This window comes from Clavibacter sp. VKM Ac-2873 (assembly GCF_015351075.1).
Taxonomy (GTDB): domain Bacteria; phylum Actinomycetota; class Actinomycetes; order Actinomycetales; family Microbacteriaceae; genus Clavibacter.
Map to the genome: position 1 here is coordinate 512,740 of NZ_JADKRS010000002.1, position 21,461 is coordinate 534,200.

The 21,461-nt window shown below is 73.1% G+C and carries 17 protein-coding genes; 14 read left to right on the forward strand and 3 right to left on the reverse strand.

Features of this window, described 5'->3' with window-relative positions:
* The first annotated feature begins 107 nt into the window (after nt 1–107).
* The 7 genes from ITJ44_RS09810 to guaA all read left to right on the forward strand — a co-directional run bounded on the left by ITJ44_RS09810 (nt 108) and on the right by guaA (nt 7,653).
* Complete coding sequence (locus ITJ44_RS09810; RefSeq protein WP_194634976.1) at nt 108–1,244, forward strand: hypothetical protein; 1,137 nt, start codon at nt 108–110, stop codon at nt 1,242–1,244.
* The gene (locus tag ITJ44_RS09815) at nt 1,237–2,355 is read left to right on the forward strand and encodes a GuaB3 family IMP dehydrogenase-related protein (protein WP_194634977.1); all 1,119 of its coding nucleotides are present in this window, start codon (nt 1,237–1,239) and stop codon (nt 2,353–2,355) included. Before ITJ44_RS09810 ends, ITJ44_RS09815 begins: the two co-directional genes overlap by 8 nt.
* Nucleotides 2,356–2,456: 101 nt before the next feature.
* On the forward strand, nt 2,457–2,990 hold the full coding sequence (locus tag ITJ44_RS09820) for a cation:proton antiporter regulatory subunit (protein WP_012039247.1): 534 nt from the start codon (nt 2,457–2,459) through the stop codon (nt 2,988–2,990).
* Nucleotides 2,991–2,993: 3 nt separating this feature from the next.
* Nucleotides 2,994–4,529: a cation:proton antiporter gene (locus tag ITJ44_RS09825; protein ID WP_194634978.1), complete on the forward strand. Its 1,536-nt coding sequence runs from the start codon at nt 2,994–2,996 to the stop codon at nt 4,527–4,529.
* Nucleotides 4,529–5,521, forward strand: coding sequence for an SURF1 family protein (locus tag ITJ44_RS09830; protein ID WP_194634979.1), 993 nt, complete (start codon nt 4,529–4,531; stop codon nt 5,519–5,521). Before ITJ44_RS09825 ends, ITJ44_RS09830 begins: the two co-directional genes overlap by 1 nt.
* A gap of 9 nt (nt 5,522–5,530) precedes the next feature.
* Nucleotides 5,531–6,076: a DUF3817 domain-containing protein gene (locus ITJ44_RS09835; protein WP_194634980.1), complete on the forward strand. Its 546-nt coding sequence runs from the start codon at nt 5,531–5,533 to the stop codon at nt 6,074–6,076.
* Nucleotides 6,073–7,653 (forward strand): glutamine-hydrolyzing GMP synthase, encoded by a 1,581-nt coding sequence (gene guaA / locus ITJ44_RS09840; protein ID WP_194634981.1) that lies wholly within the window; start codon nt 6,073–6,075, stop codon nt 7,651–7,653. Before ITJ44_RS09835 ends, guaA begins: the two co-directional genes overlap by 4 nt.
* A gap of 101 nt (nt 7,654–7,754) precedes the next feature.
* On the opposite strand, the gene ITJ44_RS09845 is transcribed toward guaA, so the two are convergent.
* Nucleotides 7,755–8,558: a Bax inhibitor-1/YccA family protein gene (locus ITJ44_RS09845; RefSeq protein WP_194634982.1), complete on the reverse strand. Its 804-nt coding sequence runs from the start codon at nt 8,556–8,558 to the stop codon at nt 7,755–7,757.
* 132 nt (nt 8,559–8,690) lie between these two features.
* Between ITJ44_RS09845 and ITJ44_RS09850 the strand changes: the two genes are divergently transcribed.
* Nucleotides 8,691–9,749, forward strand: a complete 1,059-nt coding sequence (locus ITJ44_RS09850; protein WP_194634983.1) for a glycerophosphodiester phosphodiesterase family protein — start codon at nt 8,691–8,693, stop codon at nt 9,747–9,749.
* Between the two features lie 138 nt (nt 9,750–9,887).
* The gene (locus tag ITJ44_RS09855; protein ID WP_194634984.1) at nt 9,888–12,338 is read left to right on the forward strand and encodes an ATP-dependent helicase; all 2,451 of its coding nucleotides are present in this window, start codon (nt 9,888–9,890) and stop codon (nt 12,336–12,338) included.
* On the opposite strand, the gene ITJ44_RS09860 is transcribed toward ITJ44_RS09855, so the two are convergent.
* A complete protein-coding gene (locus tag ITJ44_RS09860; protein WP_370551662.1) occupies nt 12,310–14,208 on the reverse strand; it encodes a hypothetical protein in 1,899 nt (632 codons plus the stop codon). The genes ITJ44_RS09855 and ITJ44_RS09860 overlap by 29 nt on opposite strands.
* 192 nt (nt 14,209–14,400) lie before the next feature.
* Nucleotides 14,401–15,222: an oxygenase MpaB family protein gene (locus ITJ44_RS09865; protein WP_194634986.1), complete on the reverse strand. Its 822-nt coding sequence runs from the start codon at nt 15,220–15,222 to the stop codon at nt 14,401–14,403.
* A gap of 248 nt (nt 15,223–15,470) precedes the next feature.
* Here ITJ44_RS09865 and sucC point away from each other — a divergent pair, with 248 nt between their 5' ends.
* The 5 genes from sucC (at nt 15,471) to purH (ending at nt 21,215) form a co-directional block, all read left to right on the forward strand.
* Nucleotides 15,471–16,634: an ADP-forming succinate--CoA ligase subunit beta gene (gene sucC / locus ITJ44_RS09870; RefSeq protein ID WP_194634988.1), complete on the forward strand. Its 1,164-nt coding sequence runs from the start codon at nt 15,471–15,473 to the stop codon at nt 16,632–16,634.
* Between the two features lie 27 nt (nt 16,635–16,661).
* Nucleotides 16,662–17,549 carry a succinate--CoA ligase subunit alpha gene (gene sucD / locus ITJ44_RS09875; protein WP_194634990.1) on the forward strand — a complete coding sequence of 296 codons (888 nt, stop codon included), beginning with the start codon at nt 16,662–16,664 and terminating at the stop codon, nt 17,547–17,549.
* A 160-nt stretch (nt 17,550–17,709) separates the two neighbouring features.
* Nucleotides 17,710–18,990 carry a DUF6350 family protein gene (locus tag ITJ44_RS09880; RefSeq protein WP_194634992.1) on the forward strand — a complete coding sequence of 427 codons (1,281 nt, stop codon included), beginning with the start codon at nt 17,710–17,712 and terminating at the stop codon, nt 18,988–18,990.
* A 9-nt stretch (nt 18,991–18,999) separates the two neighbouring features.
* The gene (gene purN, locus ITJ44_RS09885) at nt 19,000–19,593 is read left to right on the forward strand and encodes a phosphoribosylglycinamide formyltransferase (protein WP_370551663.1); all 594 of its coding nucleotides are present in this window, start codon (nt 19,000–19,002) and stop codon (nt 19,591–19,593) included.
* Nucleotides 19,590–21,215 (forward strand): bifunctional phosphoribosylaminoimidazolecarboxamide formyltransferase/IMP cyclohydrolase, encoded by a 1,626-nt coding sequence (gene purH, locus ITJ44_RS09890; RefSeq protein WP_194634996.1) that lies wholly within the window; start codon nt 19,590–19,592, stop codon nt 21,213–21,215. The genes purN and purH overlap by 4 nt, the downstream gene beginning before the upstream one ends.
* The last annotated feature ends 246 nt before the right edge of the window (nt 21,216–21,461 follow it).

Genomic DNA, 21,461 nt, shown 5'->3' on the forward strand with positions numbered 1-21,461 from the left:
GCCCCTCCTGCGTGCCGGGTTCCCTCACAGGGCGCGGGTCGGGCCGCATGTCCGGCGGGTCGCCGCGCGAGGGGTCGTCGGCGCTCGCCGCCCGCGACACTGCCCGCATGACCCCGACCCCGCCGCCCGCCGCCCCTCTGCTCCTGTCGGCGTCGCTGGGGCCGCCGGCGGTGGCGCTGATCCTGTCGGGGACATCGCCCGCGGTGGTCTCGTCGCGCCGCATCGGCGACGAGGAGCGCGCGGACGCGGCCGCCGCCGCCCGGGCGGAGGCGCGCGGCGAGCTCGTGCGGCTGCGCGCCGGCGTCCACGTGCGGCGCTCCGAGTGGGAGGGGGTGTCGGCGCGCGATCGGCACCTGCTGCGGATCCGGGCGCTCGCCCGGGTGGCGCCGGACCCGGTCGTGCTCGGCGGGCCGTCGGCCGCCGCCGTGCACGGGCTGCCGCGCCTCGCCCCGTGGCCCGCGCTCGTGACGCTGCTCGACGTGCCGGGCATCCGGTCGGGGCGCCCCGCGGGCACGCGCCTCGCCCGCGATCCCGCGCGCGGGAGGTCGCGTCTCGTGCCGGCGGCGGAGGGCGTGCGGGTGCCCGGCCTTGCGGCGACGGCGCTCGCCGCATCGCACGAGGCGGCGATGCTCGCGGTGCGCGGCGCCGCGCCGCGAGGCCCGGGGTGGTTCGCGCACGGCCTGGTCGCGCTCGACCACGCGCTCGTGCCGTCGCGCACGTCGCCGACGACGCGCGCCGACCTCGAGCGCGAGCGGGAGCTCCGCGGTCCGGGGCCCTGGAGCCGACGCGCCGAGCTGCTCGTCCAGGCGGCGGACGGAGCCGCGCGCTGCCCGCTGGAGTCCGTCGCGCGCGGCGTCGCGCACGAGGCCGGGCTCGCGCCGCCCGACGTCGGCTTCGCGGCCGGCGGCCACGGGCGGCTCGCGCTGGCGTGGCCCCGCGAACGGGTCGGGCTGCGGATCGTCGGGGCGGCGTCCTCGGGTCGGGTGGCGCCCGGAGCCGGAGCCGGAGCCGGAGCCGGGGTCGGAGCCGACGCCGACTCGGCGGTCCCGCGGGAGGCCGCGCGCTGGCGCGTGGTGGTGGCGGGGGAGGGGGACGTGCTGGGCGCGGGACGGCTGCGCGCGCTCCTGCTGCACGCGGGCCTCGAGCCCGAGCGGCGGGCCGCGCCGGCCCGCGCGGGGGCGCCGGCGGATCCGGTCGTCGGCCGGTCGCGCAGGAGCCCGCCGCTAGGCTGTGCGGGTGAGTGATGTAGAGATCGGCCGCGCCAAGCGGGCCCGCCGTGTGTACGCGTTCGACGACATCGCCATCGTCCCGTCGAGGCGCACGCGCGACCCGCAGGACGTCTCCGTCTCCTGGTCCATCGACGCGTACCAGTTCGAGATCCCGTTCCTCGCCGCCCCCATGGACTCGGTCGTCTCCCCGGCGACGGCCATCGCGATGGGGCGCTTCGGCGGCCTCGGCGTGCTCGACCTCGAGGGTCTCTGGACGCGGTACGAGCACCCCGAGCGCCTGCTCGAGGAGATCCGCTCGCTCCCGCCCGAGTCGGCCACGGCCCGCATGCAGCAGATCTACGCGGAGCCGATCAAGCCCGAGCTCATCACGGCGCGCATCGCGGAGATCCGCGCGGCCGGCGTCGTGGTCGCCGCGGCCCTCTCGCCCCAGCGCACGGCCGACCACTACGAGACCGTGGTCGCGGCCGGCGTCGACCTCTTCGTCATCCGCGGCACCACCGTCTCGGCTGAGCACGTCTCCAAGGGGGCGGCCCCGCTCAACCTCAAGAAGTTCATCTACGAGCTCGACGTCCCGGTCATCGTCGGCGGCGCGGCCACCTACACGGCTGCCCTCCACCTCATGCGCACGGGCGCGGCGGGCGTGCTCGTCGGCTTCGGCGGGGGCGCGGCGTCGACGACGCGCTCCACCCTGGGGATCCACGCGCCCATGGCCACCGCCCTCTCCGACGTGGCGGGTGCCCGCCGCGACTACATGGACGAGTCGGGCGGCCGCTACGTGCACGTCATCGCCGACGGCGGCCTCGGCAGCTCGGGCGACATCGTCAAGGCCATCGCGGTCGGCGCCGACGCGGTCATGCTCGGCTCCACGCTCGCCCGCGCCACCGACGCGCCCGGGCAGGGGTTCCACTGGGGTGCCGAGGCGCACCACTCCGAGCTGCCCCGCGGCCACCGCGTGCGCGTCGACCAGGTCGCGCCGCTCGAGCAGATCCTCTACGGCCCGTCCACCACGGCCGACGGCAGCGCCAACCTGGTCGGCGCGCTGCGCCGGGCCATGGCCACCACCGGCTACTCCGACCTCAAGGAGTTCCAGCGCGTCGAGGTCGTCGTCGCGCCGTACGGCAAGTAGTCCGCGCCGGCCGGTCGGCCGGGCCCGTCCCGCGCCGAGCGGTCCGGGAACATGCGGGGCGCGGCCCGCGTTGTGAACCACAGGAAGAGGGAGGTGCGCGCATGGCGGAGGTCCGTCGCGTCAAGCTGCCGGGTGTCGGCGTGCTGCACACCTTCATCACCGACGACGGGGGCAAGGTCGGCGTCATCGCCCATCGCTCCGGCCACAGCGACCTCATCACCTTCTCCGAGGAGCAGGACGGGCCCGACACGCAGAAGGTGTCGCTCCGGCTGAGCGAGGACGAGGCGCACACGCTCGCGGAGCTGCTCGGCGGCACGCGCATCACCGAGTCGCTCGACAAGCTCGACCAGATCCCGGGCCTCAGCATCGACTGGTTCACGGTCGACTACGACGACCACATCGCCGGCCAGGCGCTCGGCAACCTCGCCTCGCGCGGCGTGGTCGGCCTCACGGTCGTCGCGGTCGTGCGTGGCGAGTCCGCGAACCCGGCGCCGTCCGACGACTTCACCGTCTACCCGGGCGACACGCTCGTCGTCGCCGGATCCCCCGAGAAGGTCGCCAAGGCCTTCGCGTTCTACCGGACGGGCGAGTTCCCGCACCGCCCCGCGCCCGGCTCCGCGCCGGACGGAGGGTAGCGGGTGCACCACGGCCAAGACCTCATCGTCCTCGGCCTGCTGTTCGTCCTCGCCTACGCGTTCGGCCAGCTCGGCAAGCGCATCGGCCTGCCCGCGATCCCCATCTACATGCTCGTCGGGCTCCTCGCGAGCCCGAGCGTCGACTGGTTCCCCCTCGACTTCGCGTCGGGCGACATCGAGCTCATCGCCGTCTTCGGCCTGATCCTCCTGCTGTTCAACCTCGGCCTGGAGTTCGACCAGGACGAGTTCTTCGGCAACGCCGGCAAGCTCATCATCTCGGGCGGCTCGTACGTGCTCATCAACATGGGCGTCGGGTTCGCGTTCGGCTTCGCCCTCGGCTGGGGCACGCGCGAGGCCCTGATCGTCGCGGGCATGACGGCGACGTCGTCGAGCGCCATCGTCACCAAGCTCCTCATCGAGCTCAACCGGCTGGCCAACGACGAGACGCCCATGATCCTCGGCGTCACCGTGGTCGAGGACATCTTCATCGCGGTATACCTCGCGATCGTGTCGGTCGTGCTGAGCGGCGAGACCGAGCCCTGGGCGGTGGTCGGCCAGCTGGCGGTGTCGTTCGCCTTCCTCGTGGTGATGTTCACGGTCGCGCGCAAGGGCGGGGCGTTCCTGTCCCGCTTCATGCGCACGCGCGACGTCGAGCTGTTCACGGTCCTGTTCTTCGGCCTCGCGATCCTCTTCGGCGGCATCGGCGAGGTGCTCGGCGTCACCGACGCGATCGGCGCGTTCCTCATCGGGCTCGTGCTCGGCGCGACGCGGGTGCGGAACCGCATCGAGCAGATCGCGATCCCGCTGCGCGACGTGTTCGGGGCGTTCTTCTTCCTCAACTTCGGCCTGGCCCTGGATCCCGGCGAGTTCCCCACCGTCGTGGTCCCGGTGCTCCTCGCGGTGCTCATGACGGTCGTGCTCAACATCATCGCCGGGCAGTTCGTGGCGTGGCTCAACGGGCACGGCGCGCAGGCCGGCATCAACACGGCCTTCATCCTGCAGAACCGGGGCGAGTTCGCGCTCATCCTCGCCACGCTGTCGCTGTCGGCGGGGCTGGACGAGCGGATCCAGCCGTTCGCGGGCCTCTACGTGCTGGTGATGGCGATCATCGGGCCGCTGCTCGCCGCGAACTCCGTGCGCATCGGCACGGCCGTGCTGCCCACGAAGTACCGCTCGGCCACGAAGCGCGCGGCGGAGAAGGCCGGGCGCGACGCGGAGCGGGCCGGTGCGCTCGCCCTCTTCGAGGCCGCCGAGCGCGGCGAGCAGACGCGCGGCGACGCCTTCGACGACGGGCTCGCGGCGGCGGCACCCCGGCCAGGCACCGCGGCACGCGGCACCACGCCGGGCACCGGGCCCGAGGCCGATGGCGGCCCCGGCGCCTCGCGCGGGTCCGGCGATGACGAGACCGCCGCCGCCGACGACGCGGCAGCCGAGAGCCTCCGGCCCGCACCCGACCGACGCCGCGCCGAGCAGGCCGGCCAGCAGTCCGACCACGACACCTGGACACCACCCACCCGCGAACGGGAACCCGACTACTGATGACGCACCCATCCGACCCCCGCCCCGACGCCGCCGCGCGTCCCGACGCCCGGCCCGCGGGATCCGGCCCGGGCGGACCCGAGGCCGTCGGCCCCACCATCGGCCAGGTCGCGAGACGGCCCCGCTCGCTCGCGCTGCTCGCGCTCGCGCTCGTCATCGCGGCCGGCTTCGCCGCCCTCGGGCAGTGGCAGCTGGCACGCGCGGTCGAGTCGGGCGTGGTCATCGAGCGCGACACCGAGACCGCGCTGCCGCTCGGCACGCTCGCGGAGCCGCAGGGCTACGTCACCGACACGTCAGCCGGGCACATGGTCACCGTGACGGGCGCGTTCGTCCCCGGCGACTTCGTCGTGGTCTCCGACCGCCTCGACGCCGGCCGCACCGGCGCCTGGGTCGTCGGCCACCTCTCCATCACGGACGACGGCGCCGCCGCGGATCCGGCGTCCGACGCGCGGCCCGCCAGCGTGCCCGTCGCGCTCGGATGGGCCGCGACCGACGAGGAGGCTGCGGCTGTCGCGGCGTCGTTCGACGCGGGCGACGGATCCCCGACGGGAGTCCAGGAGGTGGTCGGCCGCTTCCTCCCGAGCGAGCAGCCCGAGCCGTCGGGCACCGGCCAGGACCCCCAGCGGATGACCCGGCTGAGCACGGCCGCGCTCGTCAACCTCTGGCCGGGCGACGTGGGCGACGTCTACAACGGCTTCATCGTCGCGTCGACCCCGGTCGCCGGCCTCACGGCCATCGACTCGCCGCCGCCGAGCGAGGCCGTGCAGCTCAACTGGCTCAACATCTTCTACGCGGCCGAGTGGGCCGTGTTCGCGATCTTCGCGATCGTCATCTGGTACCGCACGATCCGCGACACGTGGACCCGCGAGCAGCCCGGCTACCGCGAGGACGACGACGAGGACGACGACGACGAGGATCCGCTCCCGGACGGGGATCGCGACGTCGCCGTCGACGCTCCCCGGCGGGGGAGCCGCCCAGACGCCGACCGGTAGGATCCACGCATGGCCTACGGACTCAAGCGCTCCGACGTCCCGCAGATCCGGAGGGTCCTCGGCTTCTACCGCGTCATGGCGTTCGTCACGGGCGCGTTCCTCCTCCTCCTCGTCGTGGAGATGGGCATCAAGTACCTGCCCGGCTTCCAGTTCGTCGACGGATCCCTGCAGTACCTCGCCGGCGCCGGCTACGAGCTCGAGCTGAACGGGCCGTCCGGCTTCCTCGCGCTGTCGCCCGCGGACACGCTCACGGGGACGAACCTGAGCCTCCTGATCCAGATCGTCCACGGCAACATCTACGTGGTCTACCTCATCAGCGACTTCCTGCTCTGGCAGAAGATGCGCTGGTCGTTCACCCGCTTCATCCTCATCGCCGCGGGCGGCGTCGTGCCGTTCCTCTCGTTCATCGTCGAGGCGCGCATCGCCCGCCAGGTGCGGGCGACCATCGCCGAGCTCGAGGCGCCGCGCCCCAAGGTGCCGGCTGCCTCCGCGGGCGACGACGACGCGGATCCCCGACCCATCGACCCGACCACCACCCCGGAGGCCACCACTTGAGCGTCGACAACCCCACGAACCAGCGCCCCGTCCTCGTCGTCGACTTCGGCGCCCAGTACGCGCAGCTGATCGCCCGCCGCGTCCGCGAGGCCAACGTCTACTCGGAGATCGTGCCGTCCACGATCACCGCGGAGGAGATCCGCGCGAAGGACCCGTCCGGCATCGTCCTGAGCGGCGGCCCGTCGAGCGTCTACGAGGAGGGCTCGCCCGGCCTCGACGAGGGGATCCTCGACCTCGGCGTCCCCGTGCTCGGCATCTGCTACGGCTTCCAGGTCATGGCCCGCGCGCTCGGCGGCGAGGTCGCGCAGACGGGTGCCCGCGAGTACGGATCCACCGCGGTCACGCTCACGCCCGGCAGCACCCTGCTCGACGGCCAGCCCGACGACCAGACCGTGTGGATGAGCCACGGCGACTCCGTCTCGAAGGCGCCCGCGGGCTTCGAGGTGCTCGCCTCGAGCGCGTCCACCCCCGTCGCCGCCTTCGCGAGCGACGAGCGCCGCCTCTACGGCGTGCAGTGGCACCCCGAGGTCAAGCACTCCGCGCACGGGCAGGCCGTGCTCGAGAACTTCCTGCACCGCGCGGCCGGCATCCCCGGCGACTGGAACAGCGGCAACGTCATCGCCGAGCAGGTCGAGCGGATCCGCGCCCAGGTCGGCGACGCCCAGGTCATCTGCGCCCTCTCCGGCGGCGTCGACTCGGCGGTCGCGGCGGCGATCGTGCACCGGGCCATCGGCGACCAGCTCACGTGCGTCTTCGTCGACCACGGCCTGCTGCGCCAGGACGAGCGCCGCCAGGTCGAGGAGGACTACGTGGCCGCCACGGGCGTCCGGCTCGTCACGGTCGACGCCGCCGAGCAGTTCCTCGACGGCCTCGCCGGCGTCACGGACCCCGAGGCCAAGCGCAAGATCATCGGCCGCGAGTTCATCCGGTCGTTCGAGGGCGCCGCGGAGGCGCTCGTGCTCGAGGCGCAGGCCGACGGCGAGGCCATCCGCTTCCTCGTGCAGGGCACGCTCTACCCGGACGTGGTGGAGTCGGGCGGCGGCACGGGCACCGCGAACATCAAGAGCCACCACAACGTCGGCGGCCTCCCGGAGGACCTGAAGTTCGAGCTCGTCGAGCCGCTCCGCACCCTGTTCAAGGACGAGGTGCGCGCCATCGGCCGCGAGCTGGGGCTCCCCGAGGTCATCGTGGGGCGCCAGCCGTTCCCCGGGCCCGGCCTCGGGATCCGCATCGTCGGCGAGGTCACGGCCGAGCGCCTCGAGCTGCTCCGCAAGGCCGACGCCATCGCGCGCGCGGAGCTCACCGCCGCGGGCCTCGACGGCGAGATCTGGCAGTGCCCCGTCGTGCTCCTCGCGGACGTCCGCTCGGTCGGCGTGCAGGGCGACGGCCGCACCTACGGTCACCCCATCGTGCTGCGCCCGGTGTCCAGCGAGGACGCGATGACCGCCGACTGGACGCGCCTGCCGTACGACGTGCTGGCCCGCATCTCGAACCGCATCACGAACGAGGTCGACGGCGTGAACCGCGTCGTGCTCGACGTCACGTCGAAGCCGCCGGGCACCATCGAGTGGGAGTGATCCTCCCGCGCACGCCGTGAACGACGAAGGCCGCTCCCCGAGGGGAGCGGCCTTCGTCGTGCTGCCGGTCCGCGGTGCTGTGCCGCGGACCGGCTGTGGTGCTAGTTGTTGCCGCGCAGGATCGCGAAGAGGCGCAGCAGCTCGACGTACAGCCACACGATGGTGACCACGAGGCCGAAGGCCGCGGTCCAGCCGTACTTGCGGGGGGCGCCGGCGCGGACGCCGCGCTGGATGAAGTCGAAGTCCATCACGAGCGAGTACGCGCCGAGGACGACGGCCAGCAGGCCGAACACCACGCCGAGCGGGATGCCGAAGATCTCGATGCCGCGCACGCCCCAGGGGCTCTGGATGGCACCGAAGGCGATGAGGGCGAAGTTCACGAGCGAGAAGGCCGCGTAGGAGATGATCGCGATCATGAAGATCTTGGTCGCCTTCGCGGAGGCCCGGATCTTTCCGCTGCGGAAGAGGATCAGCACGGTGGCGAAGACCGCGGCGGTTCCGAGCAGGGCCTGCGTCGCCACGCCGGGGGCGATGCCCTCGAAGACGCGCGAGATGCCGCCGACCAGCAGTCCCTCGAACGCCGCGTACGCGACGATGAGCGGGACGGACGGCTCCTTCTTGAACGAGTTGACGAGGCCGAGCACGAGGCCGCCGATGGCGCCGAGCATGGCGAGGGGGAGGGCGAGCGGGCCGGAGAGCCACGCGACGGCGCCGAGGACGACGACGATCGCGAGCAGGCTGACCGTCTTGACGGTCGTGTCCTCGAAGGACATGCGGTCGGTCTCGAGCGGCGTCGCCGACGGGCGGTTGTAGAGCGCGTCGAGGCTCTCCGGGGTCACATCCCTCGTGGGCGTCGCACCCCGGCCGTTGAAGACCGGGTTGTTGGAGAACGTGGGGTTGGCCATGGTCCTTCTACTCTCAATGGTGGTTGAACGTGATTGACAGCCAATTTAGCTGACCAGGCTGGGAGAGCCAGGGCGCGAGCCGTGCATTTCCTCAGATGAGTACGCGCTCGCCGTCCACCCGGCCCCTGTAGCGTGCCCGGCGTGGATCACGCCCCTCGCCTTCGCCCCCTCGTCATCGCCCATCGCGGAGCCAGCGGCTACCGCCCCGAGCACTCCGCCGCCGCCGTGCGCCTCGGATTCGCGCAGGGCGCGGACGCCGTCGAACCCGATCTGGTCGCCTCATCCGACGGGGTCCTCGTCATCCGGCACGAGAACGAGCTGTCCGGCACCACCGACGTCGCCGACCGCCCGGAGTTCGCCGACCGCCGCGCCACGCGCGTGGTCGACGGCGTCGAGCGCAGCGGCTGGTTCACCGAGGACATGACATGGGCCGAGATCCGCACGCTGCGCTGCCGCGAGCGGGTCCCCGCGGCCCGGCCGGACAGCGCATCCCACGACGACGAGGAGACCGTGCTCTCCCTGCCCGACCTGCTGCGGATCATCGACCAGGAGTCGGCGCGCCACGGCCGGCCGCTCGGGATGGTCGCGGAGATCAAGCACGCCACGCACTTCGCGGCGCTCGGCATGCCGCTCGACGAGCTGCTCGCCCGCGACCTCGAGGCGCACGGCTGGGCGTCGGACGCGTCGCGGCTCACCATCGAGTCCTTCGAGCGGACCGCTCTCCTGGGCGTCCGCGCGCGCGGCATCGAAGCTCGGCTCGTCTACCTCCTCGAGGGCCGCGGTGCGGCCATCGACGAGGTCGCGCGTCACGGCGACTCCGCCGTGACCTTCGACGAGCAGCTGACCGACGCGGGGCTCGCGGCGCTGGCCGCCGAGGTCGACGGCATCAGCGTGGGCCTCGAGCGCATCTGCCCGGCGGCGGGGTTCGGATCCGCGGGCGAGGCCGCTCCCGTCTCCGACCTCGTCCCACGCGCGCACGACGCCGGCCTGTCCGTGTTCACCTGGACGCTGCGTCCCGAGAACGCCTTCCTGCCCCTGCCCCTGCGCGGTCCCGGCGCGAAGTCCGCGCACGGCGACTTCGGCACGCACTGGGGCCGGCTCCTCGACGCGGGCGTCGACGGCGTCTTCGCCGACCACCCGGATCTCGCGGTCCGGCTCGTCGCGGAACGGGCGGCCGTCGCGGGGCGGTAGCCGGCGCAGCCCACCCGGGCCACCGCTGACAGGCGCGGGCCGGGCGGCCGGCCCGGCCCGGCCCCTGCGCCTGCCGCCCGGGCCCTGCGCCTGCCGCCCGGCCGTGCGTCGGGGGCAGCGCCTAGGATCGATGCCGACATGAGTGCCGACCCCGCCGCCCTTCGCCCCTCCAGCACGCCGATCATCCTCGACGGCCGGTCGGGTGCCGACGGAGGGCCGGGAGCCGCGGCGGATCCGCTGCTGGAGGGCCTCAACCCGGAGCAGCGGGAGGCCGTCGTCTACCGGGGTCCCGCGCTCCTCATCGTCGCGGGCGCCGGGTCCGGCAAGACACGCGTGCTCACCCACCGCATCGCGAGCCTCATCGAGTCCTGGGAGGCGTGGCCGAGCCAGATCCTCGCCATCACGTTCACGAACAAGGCCGCCGCGGAGATGCGCGAGCGCGTCGAGTCGCTGCTCGGGCAGGCATCCGAGGGCATGTGGATCTCGACCTTCCACTCCGCGTGCGTGCGGATCCTCCGCCGCGAGGCCGAGGCCTTCGGCTTCACGCAGAACTTCACCATCTACGACTCCGCGGACAGCCGCGTGCTCATCAAGCGGATCATCAAGCAGCTCGACGCGGACACGCTCGGCTTCACGGTCTCCTCGGTCTCCGGCCGCATCTCGAAGCTGAAGAACGAGCTGTCGGACGCGGACACCTTCGCGCGCACCGCGAACTTCAACGACCCGGCCGAGGCCATGTTCGTGGAGATCTTCCGGCAGTACACGCGATCCCTCGCGGCCGCCAACGCGTTCGACTTCGACGACCTCATCGGCCAGACCGTCTACCTCTTCCGTGCCTTCCCCAAGGTGGCGGCGCTCTACCAGCGGCGCTTCCGCCACGTGCTGGTGGACGAGTACCAGGACACGAACCACGCCCAGTACTCGCTCATCCGGGAGCTGACGCGCGCGGTGGCGCCGGAGGACGTGCCCGTGGACACGCGCATGTCCACCAACGCCATGGGCGGGATCGACGGGGCGTCGCTCACCGTGGTGGGCGACAGCGACCAGTCGATCTACGCCTTCCGCGGTGCCGACATCCGCAACATCACCGAGTTCGAGCGCGACTTCCCCCAGTCGAAGGTGGTGCTCCTCGAGCAGAACTACCGGTCGACCCAGAACATCCTCACCGCCGCCAACGCCGTCATCTCGAACAACTTCGACCGCAAGGACAAGAAGCTGTGGACCTCCATCGGCGACGGCGACAAGATCATCGGCTTCACCGGGTACTCGGGGCACGACGAGGCGCAGTTCGTGGCGGACGAGATCCAGAAGCTGCACGAGGAGGGCACCGCCTACTCCGAGATCGCCGTCTTCTACCGCACCAACGCGCAGACGCGCGCGCTCGAGGAGATCCTCATCCGATCGGCCGTGCCGTACCGGATCATGGGCGGCACGAAGTTCTACGAGCGGGCCGAGATCAAGGACGCCATGGCGTACCTGATCGCGGTGGCCAACCCCGCGGACGTGCTGGCCCTCCGGCGCATCCTCAACACCCCGAAGCGGGGCATCGGGCCGGCCACGGAGACGTCCCTGGCCAACTTCGCGGAGTCGCACGGCGTGACCTTCCGTGAAGCCATGCGCCGCGCGTCGGAACTGGGGCTCGGGCCCAAGGTGACGCAGGCGATCCTCGCTCTCTCGCGCATGCTCGACGAGGTGGCGCTGCTGCTGGATCCCGAGCGGCCGGAGGGACGCACCTCCGTGGGCGACCTGGTGACGACCCTCCTGGAGAAGAGCGGCCTGGTGCAGTCGCTGCGGGCGAGCAAGGACGCCCAGGACGAGGCCCGCGCGGAGAACGTCGAGGAGCTCGTCGCCGTCACCAAGGAGTTCTCCCGGAACAACCCCGAGGGTCAGCTGGTGGACTTCCTCACGGAGGTGTCGCTCGTCGCCGCGGCCGACGAGCTCGACGACTCCAGCGGCACCGTCTCCCTCATGACCCTGCACACGGCGAAGGGCCTCGAGTACGACTCGGTGTTCCTCACCGGCGTGGAGGAGGACCTGCTGCCGCACCGGATGTCGGCCAACGAGCCCGGCGGCCCGGCGGAGGAGCGTCGCCTGTTCTACGTCGGCATCACCCGGGCCCGTCGCCGTCTCTTCATCTCCCTGGCGATGACACGGGCCCAGTTCGGCGAGGTCAACGTGGCGATGCCCAGCCGGTACCTGCAGGAGATCCCGGCCGAGCTGATCGACTGGAAGCAGTCGCCCGGGATGGCCACCTCGCGCGGTGGCACGCAACCGCGAGCCCTCAACGCGCGACGAGAGGGCGGTGGGTACGGCGGCCGCTCCCGGTCGTCGAGCGGCTTCGAGGATCCTGCCCTGCCGCCGCCCCCGCGGCCGAAGACGCAGTGGGCCAACACCGTCACCGGCCAGGTGCGCGACAACGGCGACCTCGAGCTCGCGTTCGGCGACCGCATCCGCCACACCGACTTCGGCGACGGCCGCGTCACGGGCGTGACGGGGGAGGGACGCAAGCGCATCGCCGAGGTGCAGTTCGACGGGCCCGCGGGCCGCAAGCGGCTGCTCATCAAGATCGCGCCCATCGAGAAGCTCTGACCGGGGATCGGCGTCGTCCGGCTCGGCGTGCGCCGATGCCGGCGGCACCCAGCGCGCCGAGGAGCGCGGCGGCGCACGCGAGCTGCGGCGCACCGACCCGTCGCGTCCCGCCGGAGCCGGGGACGTCGATGCCCGGTGCCCCGCCCGTCATGGCCAGCCGGGCATGCCCCGGCGACGGAGGCGCCTCGCCAGCAGGCGGCGGACTGACGTGGAAGGTCTCGCCTGCGTGCGCGGTGTGATCGGCGAACGGCGCGATGGCGGCCCCGTCCGCGTCGCCGGCGGGACGGCCCGGGCTGTCGAGGACGGCGACGTACCATCCGGGCGCTCGCACGCGCATGCAGGGCGTCGTCACCTCGCCGTCATCGGCGAGGGTGACGTCGGATGCGGGCCCATCCGAGCCGCTGCCCTCCGGGACGACCACCGGCTCCCCCTCGACGGGCGCGGTGGCGAACGGACCCGCGAGGCGGACGTGCACGGGGACGGGCCCCACCCCGACGAACGATGCCGTGTGCAGCGTGTCGGTCTGGCACGCGCCCGTCGCGATCTCCGGGGCTCCGATGGTCGTCGTGATCCGCGGCGGCTGCGGGACCTGCGTCGTCTCCGTCGCCGCACCGAAGGTCGACCGCCAGGGCAGCACCCGGGAACGTCCGTCCGCGATGGCCGTGTCGTCGGGTGAGATGGACTCGACCCAGGTGTAGAAGCCTCCCGCGGGCAGCCGGCACGCGGGCGAGGCGTAGTCGCCCGGTCCCCGGTCGACGCGCGTGACGACCTCGCACACCTGCGGGGCGCTGGCCGGGGCCTCATCGCGCTCGGGCCCGACCTGCTCCGGGAACGGCCCGAGGAGCCTGCTCCGGACCGTGACCGGCACGGGCGTCAGGCTCCCGTCGGCGCCGCGGGTCAGCCCCCAGCCGTCGGACGTCGCCGGCTTGCCGTGGTCCGCGGACGCCGCCGGATCGGCGGACACCCGGAGCGCGTCGGCGAGCTCGTCGCCGACCGATGCCACCGCGCGCGACGTGCGCGTGACGACGCGCGGGCTGAACGGGAGAGGGCTCGGCGCCTGCGCGTCGGCCCGCGCCTCGGCTCGGGCGTCCGCAGGCCGGGCCAGGATCATCCGCTGCGACGCCCCGCCGTCGCCCACCGCGTCGAGCGCGTCGCCGTAGGGGAGGGACGAGAAGGCGGCGGTCGCCGTCACATGCAACGTCGCGGACGATCCGGTCGCCCGGATCGGCACCGCGGTGCCGTTCGCCACCTGCGCGGTCGTGCTCCCGTCGTCGAACACGGCGCCGTCGAGCGTGACGGTGCCCGCGTGCGACCCTGCCGGCACGTCCGTGGGACCCGTCGCGATGAGGTCCGCGCGCAGGTCGACGCGCACGGTCCCCCGTCCGTCGTCCCCGAGGGCCGCTGTCGCGGCAGCGGTCACCGAGCGCGAGGCGCCGGTGGCCGCCTCCGCCAGCATGTCGCGCGCACGGGACTCGACCGCTCCCGCGTGATCGCCGGCCCGGGCCGCGTACCAGGAGAGGTCGTGCGCGCCGAGGCCGGTGATGCTCCAGGTCGCGAGCTGCCCCGCCGCGGCGGTGTCGGGATCCGCGGATCCCGCCCAGCGCCTCGATACGTAGGCGAGCCGAGCCCGGTCGTCCGGCGTCGCACCCGCGTCCTCCACGGGGGAGTAGTCGTGGCCGGGCGGCGCGGCGAGCCCGACGTCGATGCAGAAGCCGAGCCGCCCGTCGTCCATGTGGTACGAGCCCAGCCAGCGGCCGTCGGGCCCCGACGAGAAGCCGACGCCGTGGGATGTCGCGCTCAGCGCCTCAGCAGGAGGCACGGCGCTCGCCGTGAGGCCGAGCGCGAGGCCCAGCCCCACGAGCGCCGACACGAGCTGCGCTCCGCATCGACGGCGCGGTGCGCGGTCGTGCCTGCGCCGTGGGGAGGAGGTGGGGTGAGGTGCCGAGGGATTCCGTGTCATGCCCGCACGATGCGGGTCGAGCACGCCGCATCCACGCTCCGGGCGATGGGAGGGGGACGGGATCCGCGAACGCGCGCCTGTGCAGGAGCGGCCGACCGGCGGCTACCCCGCGTCGCGGCGCCGGTACCTGCGCGTGATGACCGAGCGCGGCGCCTCGCGGAGGACACGCGGCAGCACCCGGTACACGACGAGGACGGGGGCGAGCAGGCGCGCGTAGCGGCGCTCGAGCCGCGCGTCCCACCGCATCCCGAAGCCGGCGCGGATCCTCGGCGGCAGGAGCCCCGCCGTCACGAGCGCGACGAGCGGCATGGACGCACGAGCCGCCGCCGGCGCGCCGCGTCCCTCCAGCAGCGTGCGCGCGATCCGACGGGCGTCCGCCGTCGGCTCGAGCGTCGCGATCCGCGCGTCCCAGTAGGCGGCGAACGCCGCGCGGTCTTCGGGCCACATCCCGTCCGGGACCTGCAGCGCCGTGCCGAGGACCGCGTACTGTCGGTGGATCCTGTCGGCGGCCTCCTCGTGCAGCGCACCGAAGCAGGTCTCGAACATCGTGACGGCGGACTGGTACACCGTCGCCGCCACCCAGAGCTGCAGCTCGGGGTCGTACGCGGAGTACGCCGGCGCCGAGCCATCGGCTGCCGCGACCGGCGAACGGACAGGTGCGTGGGCCCTCCCGACGATCCGCCGGGCGCGCGCGACCTCGTCGGGGGTGCCGAAGACGACGGCGTAGATGTAGCCGAGCGTGCCCTCGAGCCGGTCGAGGGGTCGCGAGGCGAAGTCGCTGTGCTCGGCGACGCCGCGCGCCACCGACGGATCGGCGACCTGGAGCAGGATCGCCCGCGCCCCCGCCGCCAGGAGGATCCCCTCGCCCGCGATGTCGCGGATGGATCCCCCCGGCCTCCGCGCGGGATGCGTCCTCGGTCTCATACGCCCAGTCTCCCCTCCCCAGGCCGGCGATGGCACCGGGCCGCACGGTCCCCGTGCGCCCGGGCCGGCCCGTGCGCGACCCGATAGGCTCTCCACGGTCGCCGACGCGGCGGGCCGGCCCATCCAGGTGGGCGGCGGGCGCGTCGGCCAGCCGCAACACACCGGGTGCCGCCACCAGACGGTCGTGGCACCGCAGCCTCGAATGACGCACGTAACCGCCTGGCGCGGGTGCGGATGGGATGACACGCGTGGATCTTTTCGAATACCAGGCCAGGGACCTCTTCGAGTCCTACGGCGTCCCGGTCCTCCCGGGGATCGTCGCCGACACCGCCGAGGAGGTGCGCGCCGCGGCCGAGAAGCTGGGCGGTACCGTCGTCGTGAAGGCGCAGGTGAAGACCGGGGGCCGGGGCAAGGCCGGCGGCGTCAAGGTCGCCCAGAGCGCCGACGCGGCCCACGAGGCGGCCGAGGCCATCCTCGGGCTCGACATCAAGGGCCACACCGTGCACCGCGTGATGGTCGCGGCCGGCGCCCGCATCGCGCAGGAGTACTACTTCTCGATCCTGCTCGACCGCGCCGAGCGCTCCTACCTGTGCCTCGCCAGCTACGAGGGCGGCATGGAGATCGAGGAGCTCGCGGTCACCCGGCCCGAGGCGCTCGCCCGCATCGAGATCGACCCGGTCGCCGGCATCGACGCCGCCAAGGCCGAGGAGATCGCCCGCGCGGCGTCGTTCCCCGAGGAGCTCATCGAGAAGGTCGCGCCCGTGTTCGAGCGCCTCTGGTGGGTCTACCGCGACGAGGACGCGACGCTCGTCGAGGTCAACCCGCTCGTGCTCACGGAGTCGGGCGACATCATCGCCCTCGACGGCAAGGTCACGCTCGACGAGAACGCCGGCTTCCGCCACGAGGGCCACGCGGCCCTCGAGGACGCGGCCGCCGCGGACCCGCTCGAGGCCAAGGCCAAGGAGTCCGACCTCAACTACGTCAAGCTCGACGGCCAGGTCGGGATCATCGGCAACGGCGCGGGCCTCGTCATGTCGACGCTCGACGTCGTCAGCTACGCCGGCGAGCAGCACGGCGGCGTGCGCCCGGCGAACTTCCTCGACATCGGCGGCGGAGCGTCGGCGGAGGTCATGGCGGCCGGCCTCGACGTCATCCTCGGCGACGAGCAGGTCACGAGCGTCTTCGTCAACGTCTTCGGCGGCATCACGTCCTGCGACGCGGTGGCGAACGGCATCGTCGGCGCGCTCGAGAAGCTCGGCGACGCCGCCACCAAGCCGCTCGTCGTCCGACTCGACGGCAACAACGTCGAGGAGGGCCGCCGCATCCTCGAGGAGCGCGCCCACCCCCTCGTCACCGTCGTCGGCACCATGGACGAGGCGGCCGCCAAGGCCGCCGAGCTGGCCGCCGCTTAACTCCCGAGAGAGAACAGGAACAGAGAGATGTCGATTCTTCTCGACGAGAACAGCACGATCATCGTCCAGGGCCTCACGGGCTCCGAGGGCACCAAGCACGCGGGCCGCATGCTCGCGTCCGGCAGCAAGGTCGTCGGCGGGGTCAACCCGCGGAAGGCCGGCAGCACGGTCACCATCGAGGGCGTCGAGCTCCCGATCTTCGGCTCGGTCGCCGAGGCCATGACGGAGACGGGCGCCGACGTGTCTGTCATCTTCGTCCCGCCGGCCTTCGCGAAGGGCGCCGTGATGGAGGCGATCGACGCCGCCATCCCGCTCGCGGTCGTCATCACCGAGGGCATCCCCGTCAAGGACTCCGCGGAGTTCTGGTCGCACGCCAAGAGCACGGGCGGGAAGACCCGCATCGTCGGACCGAACTGCCCCGGCATCATCAGCCCCGGCAAGTCGAACGCCGGCATCATCCCCGCCACCATCACCGAGGCCGGCCCCATCGGCCTGGTGTCCAAGTCGGGCACGCTCACGTACCAGATGATGTTCGAGCTGCGCGACCTCGGCATCTCGACCGCGATCGGCATCGGCGGCGACCCGATCATCGGCACGACGCACATCGACGCCCTCGAGGCCTTCGAGGCCGACCCGGAGACGCGCGCCATCGTCATGATCGGCGAGATCGGCGGCGACGCCGAGGAGCGCGCGGCCGAGTACATCAAGGCCCATGTCACCAAGCCGGTCGTCGCGTACGTCGCGGGCTTCACCGCGCCCGAGGGCAAGACCATGGGCCACGCCGGCGCCATCGTCTCCGGCGGCAGCGGCACGGCCCAGGGCAAGAAGGAGGCCCTCGAGGCCTCGGGCGTCAAGGTCGGCAAGACGCCGACCGAGACGGCCAACCTCCTCCGCGAGGTCTTCGCCGCCCTGTAGCGACGACGCGCTCGCGAGCGCACGCCGACGGCCCGCACCCCAGGTGGATGCGGGCCGTCGGCGCACCCGGGTCCTCCACATCCGGATCGGCCCGCGGATGCCCCGGCGCGCCCGTCGCCGGACGGGTCGCCCAGGGCCCGGCCGGTAGGGTCGTCGAGGCATGAACCGACACGCAACCGCCCTGTTCGCGGCACTCGAGGCGCTCCTGGTGGTGGGGGTCGGCGTCGCCCTGCCCCTCGTGCCGCTCACCGCGCTGTGGGCCGGCCAGTACGACCTGCAGATCGACTGGGGCGTCTTCGCGCGCACGGCGATCGACCTGTGGCTCCTCGGGCACGGCGTCCCGCTCACGGCGTCGCTGGATCCCGCGGTCGCCTCGTCCTTCGGCCTCCCGGGAGTGGACGCGCCGTTCGCGCTCACGCTCGCGCCGCTGGGCTTCGCGCTCCTCACGCTCCTCCTCGGCATCCGCGCCGGCCGCCGCATCGTCGAGACCGACCACCCGGGCGTCGGCGCGGTCGCCGCCGTGGTCACCACCGCCGTGCTGTCCCTCGGCCTCGCGCTGGCCGCCCAGCACGACGGCGCCTCCCCGGCCGTCGTGCGCGGCGTGATCCTGCCCACGCTGGTGCTCGCGCTCGGCCTCCTCATCGGCGGGATCGCCCGCGCCGATCGCGCGCGGGCCGCCCGGTGGTGGGCGTCCCTGTCATCCGGCCGCGCTGCCGGCGCCGTCCGCGGGGCGCGCGATGCGCTCGACCGCCTGCCGGACGGCGCAGCCTCCGTCGCCGCCACCGCCGTCCGCGGGGGTGCGGCCGCGGCCTTCGGGGTGGTCGCGATCTCCGCCGTCGTCGTCGCGGTCCTGCTCGGCCTCCAGTACGCGACCGTCATCACCCTCTACGAGACCCTGCAGACCGGGATCGTGGGCGGAGTCGCCCTGACGCTGGCGCAGGTCGCGCTCCTGCCGAACCTGGTCATGTGGACGGCGTCGTGGCTCGTCGGGCCCGGCTTCGCGCTCGGCACCGGGTCGTCCATCTCGCCGCTGGGCACGGTCGTCGGGCCCATCCCGTCGGTGCCGGTCCTCGGCATCCTCCCGCAGGGCGCGTTCGACCTCGGCTACCTGGGCATCCTCGTCCCGGTCGTCGTGTCCTTCGTCGCCGCGGTCGCGCTGTCACCCCGCGTCGCCCGCATCCCGGAGCCGGAGGCGCGGCGCTGGCCGTGGTTCCTCGCCGCGGGCCTCGGCATGGGCGTCGTCGGCGCCGCGGTGCTCGCCCTCTTGGCGGTCATCTCCGGCGGCGCAGCCGGACCGGGCCGCCTGGCCGACGTCGGCCCGGCAGCCGGGTGGATCCTCCTCGTCGGCTTCCTCGAGATCGGCGTCGCCGCGGTGGCGGGCATGTTCGTCTCGGGCCTGATGGCCCCCCTCGTCCGGCGCAGCCCCGAGGGACGCGGATAGGCTGTGCGCGTGCTCAACGTGGTCGTCCTCATCTCCGGCAGCGGGACCAACCTCCACGCCCTCCTCGAGGCGGCGGACCACGCGGACTACCCCGCGCGGGTCGTCGCGGTGGGAGCCGATCGCGATGCGGACGGGCTCCGGTTCGCCGAGGAGCGCGGCATCCCGACCTTCACGGTGCCGTTCGTGAGCTTCCCCGACCGGGCGGCCTGGGGCGATGAGCTCGCCACGGCCATCGCGGGGTGGGAACCCGACCTGGTGGTCCTCAGCGGCTTCATGCGCCTCCTCCCGCCGCGGGCCGTCGCGGCGTTCGCGCCCCGCATCGTCAACACCCACCCGGCGTACCTTCCGGAGTTCCCCGGGGCGCACGCCGTCCGGGACGCCATCGCCGCCGGGGCCACGAGCTCCGGGGCGTCCATCATCGTCGTCGACACCGGGGTCGACACGGGGCCGGTGCTCGCGCAGGAGCGCGTGCCCGTGGAACCCGGCGACACCGAGCACACCCTGCACGAGCGCATCAAGGTCGTGGAGCGCAGGCTCCTCGTCGACACGGTGCGCGCGATCTCCCTCGGCACCATCGACCTCAAGGAGCTGTCCCCGGCATGAGCGGACCCCGTCACGACCCGTCCCTGTTCCGCGATCGAGACGACATCGAGGTGGCTCGCGCGCTCGTCTCCGTCAGCGACAAGACGGGGCTGCTCGAGCTGGCCGCGGCGCTCGCGGAGGCTGGTGTCGAGATCGTCTCGACCGGATCCACCGCGAGCACCATCGCCGGGGCGGGCTTCCCCGTCACCCAGGTGCAGGACGTCACCGGGTTCCCGGAGTCGCTCGACGGACGCGTCAAGACCCTGCACCCCGCCGTGCACGCGGGCCTCCTCGCCGACCTCCGGCTCGAGTCGCACGAGGTGCAGCTGGCCGAGCTCGGCATCTCGCCGTTCCAGCTCGTGGTCGTGAACCTCTACCCGTTCGTGGAGACGGTCGCATCGGGGGCCCCGGCCTCGGACGTGATCGAGCAGATCGACATCGGCGGCCCCGCCATGGTGCGCGCGTCCGCGAAGAACCACGCGAACGTCGCGATCGTCGTGTCCCCGTCGAGCTACGACGAGGTGATCCAGGCCGTGCGCTCCGGGGGCACCACCCTCGAGCAGCGTCGTCGTCTCGCGGCCGCGGCGTTCGCGCACACCGCCGACTACGATCGCGCCGTCGCCGACTACTTCCGGTCGACCGTCGTCGGCACCGGATCCTCCGGGTCGGGCGACTCCACCTGGCCCGCGAGCTGGGAGGTCGGTGGCGAGCTCGCCCAGGTCCTCCGGTACGGGGAGAACTCGCACCAGGACGCGGCGCTCTACCGTCGGCCGGACGGCGTCGGCATCGCGCAGGCGGTGCAGCTGCACGGCAAGGAGATGTCGTACAACAACTTCGTCGATGCGGACGCGGCGGTCCGCGCGGCATACGACTTCGCGGAGCCGGCGGTCGCGATCATCAAGCACGCGAACCCCTGCGGCATCGCCGTCGCGGCCACACGGGCGGTCGACGCCATCGCGGCGGCGCACCGCAGCGCGCACGACTGCGATCCGGTCTCGGCGTTCGGGGGAGTGATCGCGGCGAACCGCACCGTCACGCTGGGCATGGCGGAGACGGTGAAGGAGATCTTCACCGAGGTCCTCGTCGCACCCGGGTTCGACGACGACGCGCTCACCCTCCTCAAGACGAAGAAGAACCTCCGCCTGCTGACGCTCCCCGATGGGTACCACCGCGAGCCCCTCGAGGCGAGGCAGATCTCGGGCGGCTACCTCGTGCAGTCGGGCGACGCGTTCCCCACGGACGGCACCCGCCTCTCGGCGACGTGGACCCTGGCAGCCGGCGACCCGGTGGACGAGCAGACCCTCGCGGACCTGGAGTTCGCGTGGAAGGCCTGTCGGGCCGTGAAGTCGAACGCGATCCTGCTCGCCCACCACGGCGCGTCCGTGGGAGTGGGCATGGGCCAGGTCAACCGCGTCGACTCCTGCCAGCTGGCGGTGCAGCGCGCGGGAGATCGGGCATCCGGATCGGTGGCCGCGTCCGACGCGTTCTTCCCGTTCGCCGACGGGCTCCAGGTCCTGCTCGACGCCGGGGTCCGCGCTGTCGTCCAGCCCGGCGGATCGGTGCGCGACGAGGAGGTCGTCGATGCGGCCCGCGCCGCCGGTGTCGCCATGTACTTCACGGGCGAACGCCACTTCTTCCACTGATGCTCGGGCGGCGGTCTCCGTCGACCGCCGCCCCGACGCCTGGTGGGCCCCGTCGCGACACGCCCGGGATGCGGGTTGTTTTGCGGGGGTGGGGTGGTCCGCGTAATGTCTCCTCTTGTCGCCGGAACGGGCGGGGAGCTGGAAGGCTTCCGGAGCTGTTCTGGTGGGCGTGATCCTGGTGAAACAGAAGTTGCCGTGGCCCTGAAGGGTTGCGTGTTTACCATCAACTGAGCTAGGGTCTGATTC

Coding starts and splice junctions, on each gene's coding strand:
- ITJ44_RS09810 (WP_194634976.1), top strand. CDS start 108: ATGACCCCGACCCCGCCGCCCGCCGCCCCTCTGCTCCTGTCGGCGTCG.
- ITJ44_RS09820 (WP_012039247.1), top strand. CDS start 2,457: ATGGCGGAGGTCCGTCGCGTCAAGCTGCCGGGTGTCGGCGTGCTGCAC.
- ITJ44_RS09830 (WP_194634979.1), top strand. CDS start 4,529: ATGACGCACCCATCCGACCCCCGCCCCGACGCCGCCGCGCGTCCCGAC.
- ITJ44_RS09835 (WP_194634980.1), top strand. CDS start 5,531: ATGGCCTACGGACTCAAGCGCTCCGACGTCCCGCAGATCCGGAGGGTC.
- ITJ44_RS09845 (WP_194634982.1), bottom strand. CDS start 8,558: ATGGCCAACCCCACGTTCTCCAACAACCCGGTCTTCAACGGCCGGGGT.
- ITJ44_RS09855 (WP_194634984.1), top strand. CDS start 9,888: ATGAGTGCCGACCCCGCCGCCCTTCGCCCCTCCAGCACGCCGATCATC.
- ITJ44_RS09865 (WP_194634986.1), bottom strand. CDS start 15,222: ATGAGACCGAGGACGCATCCCGCGCGGAGGCCGGGGGGATCCATCCGC.
- sucD (WP_194634990.1), top strand. CDS start 16,662: ATGTCGATTCTTCTCGACGAGAACAGCACGATCATCGTCCAGGGCCTC.
- ITJ44_RS09880 (WP_194634992.1), top strand. CDS start 17,710: ATGAACCGACACGCAACCGCCCTGTTCGCGGCACTCGAGGCGCTCCTG.
- purH (WP_194634996.1), top strand. CDS start 19,590: ATGAGCGGACCCCGTCACGACCCGTCCCTGTTCCGCGATCGAGACGAC.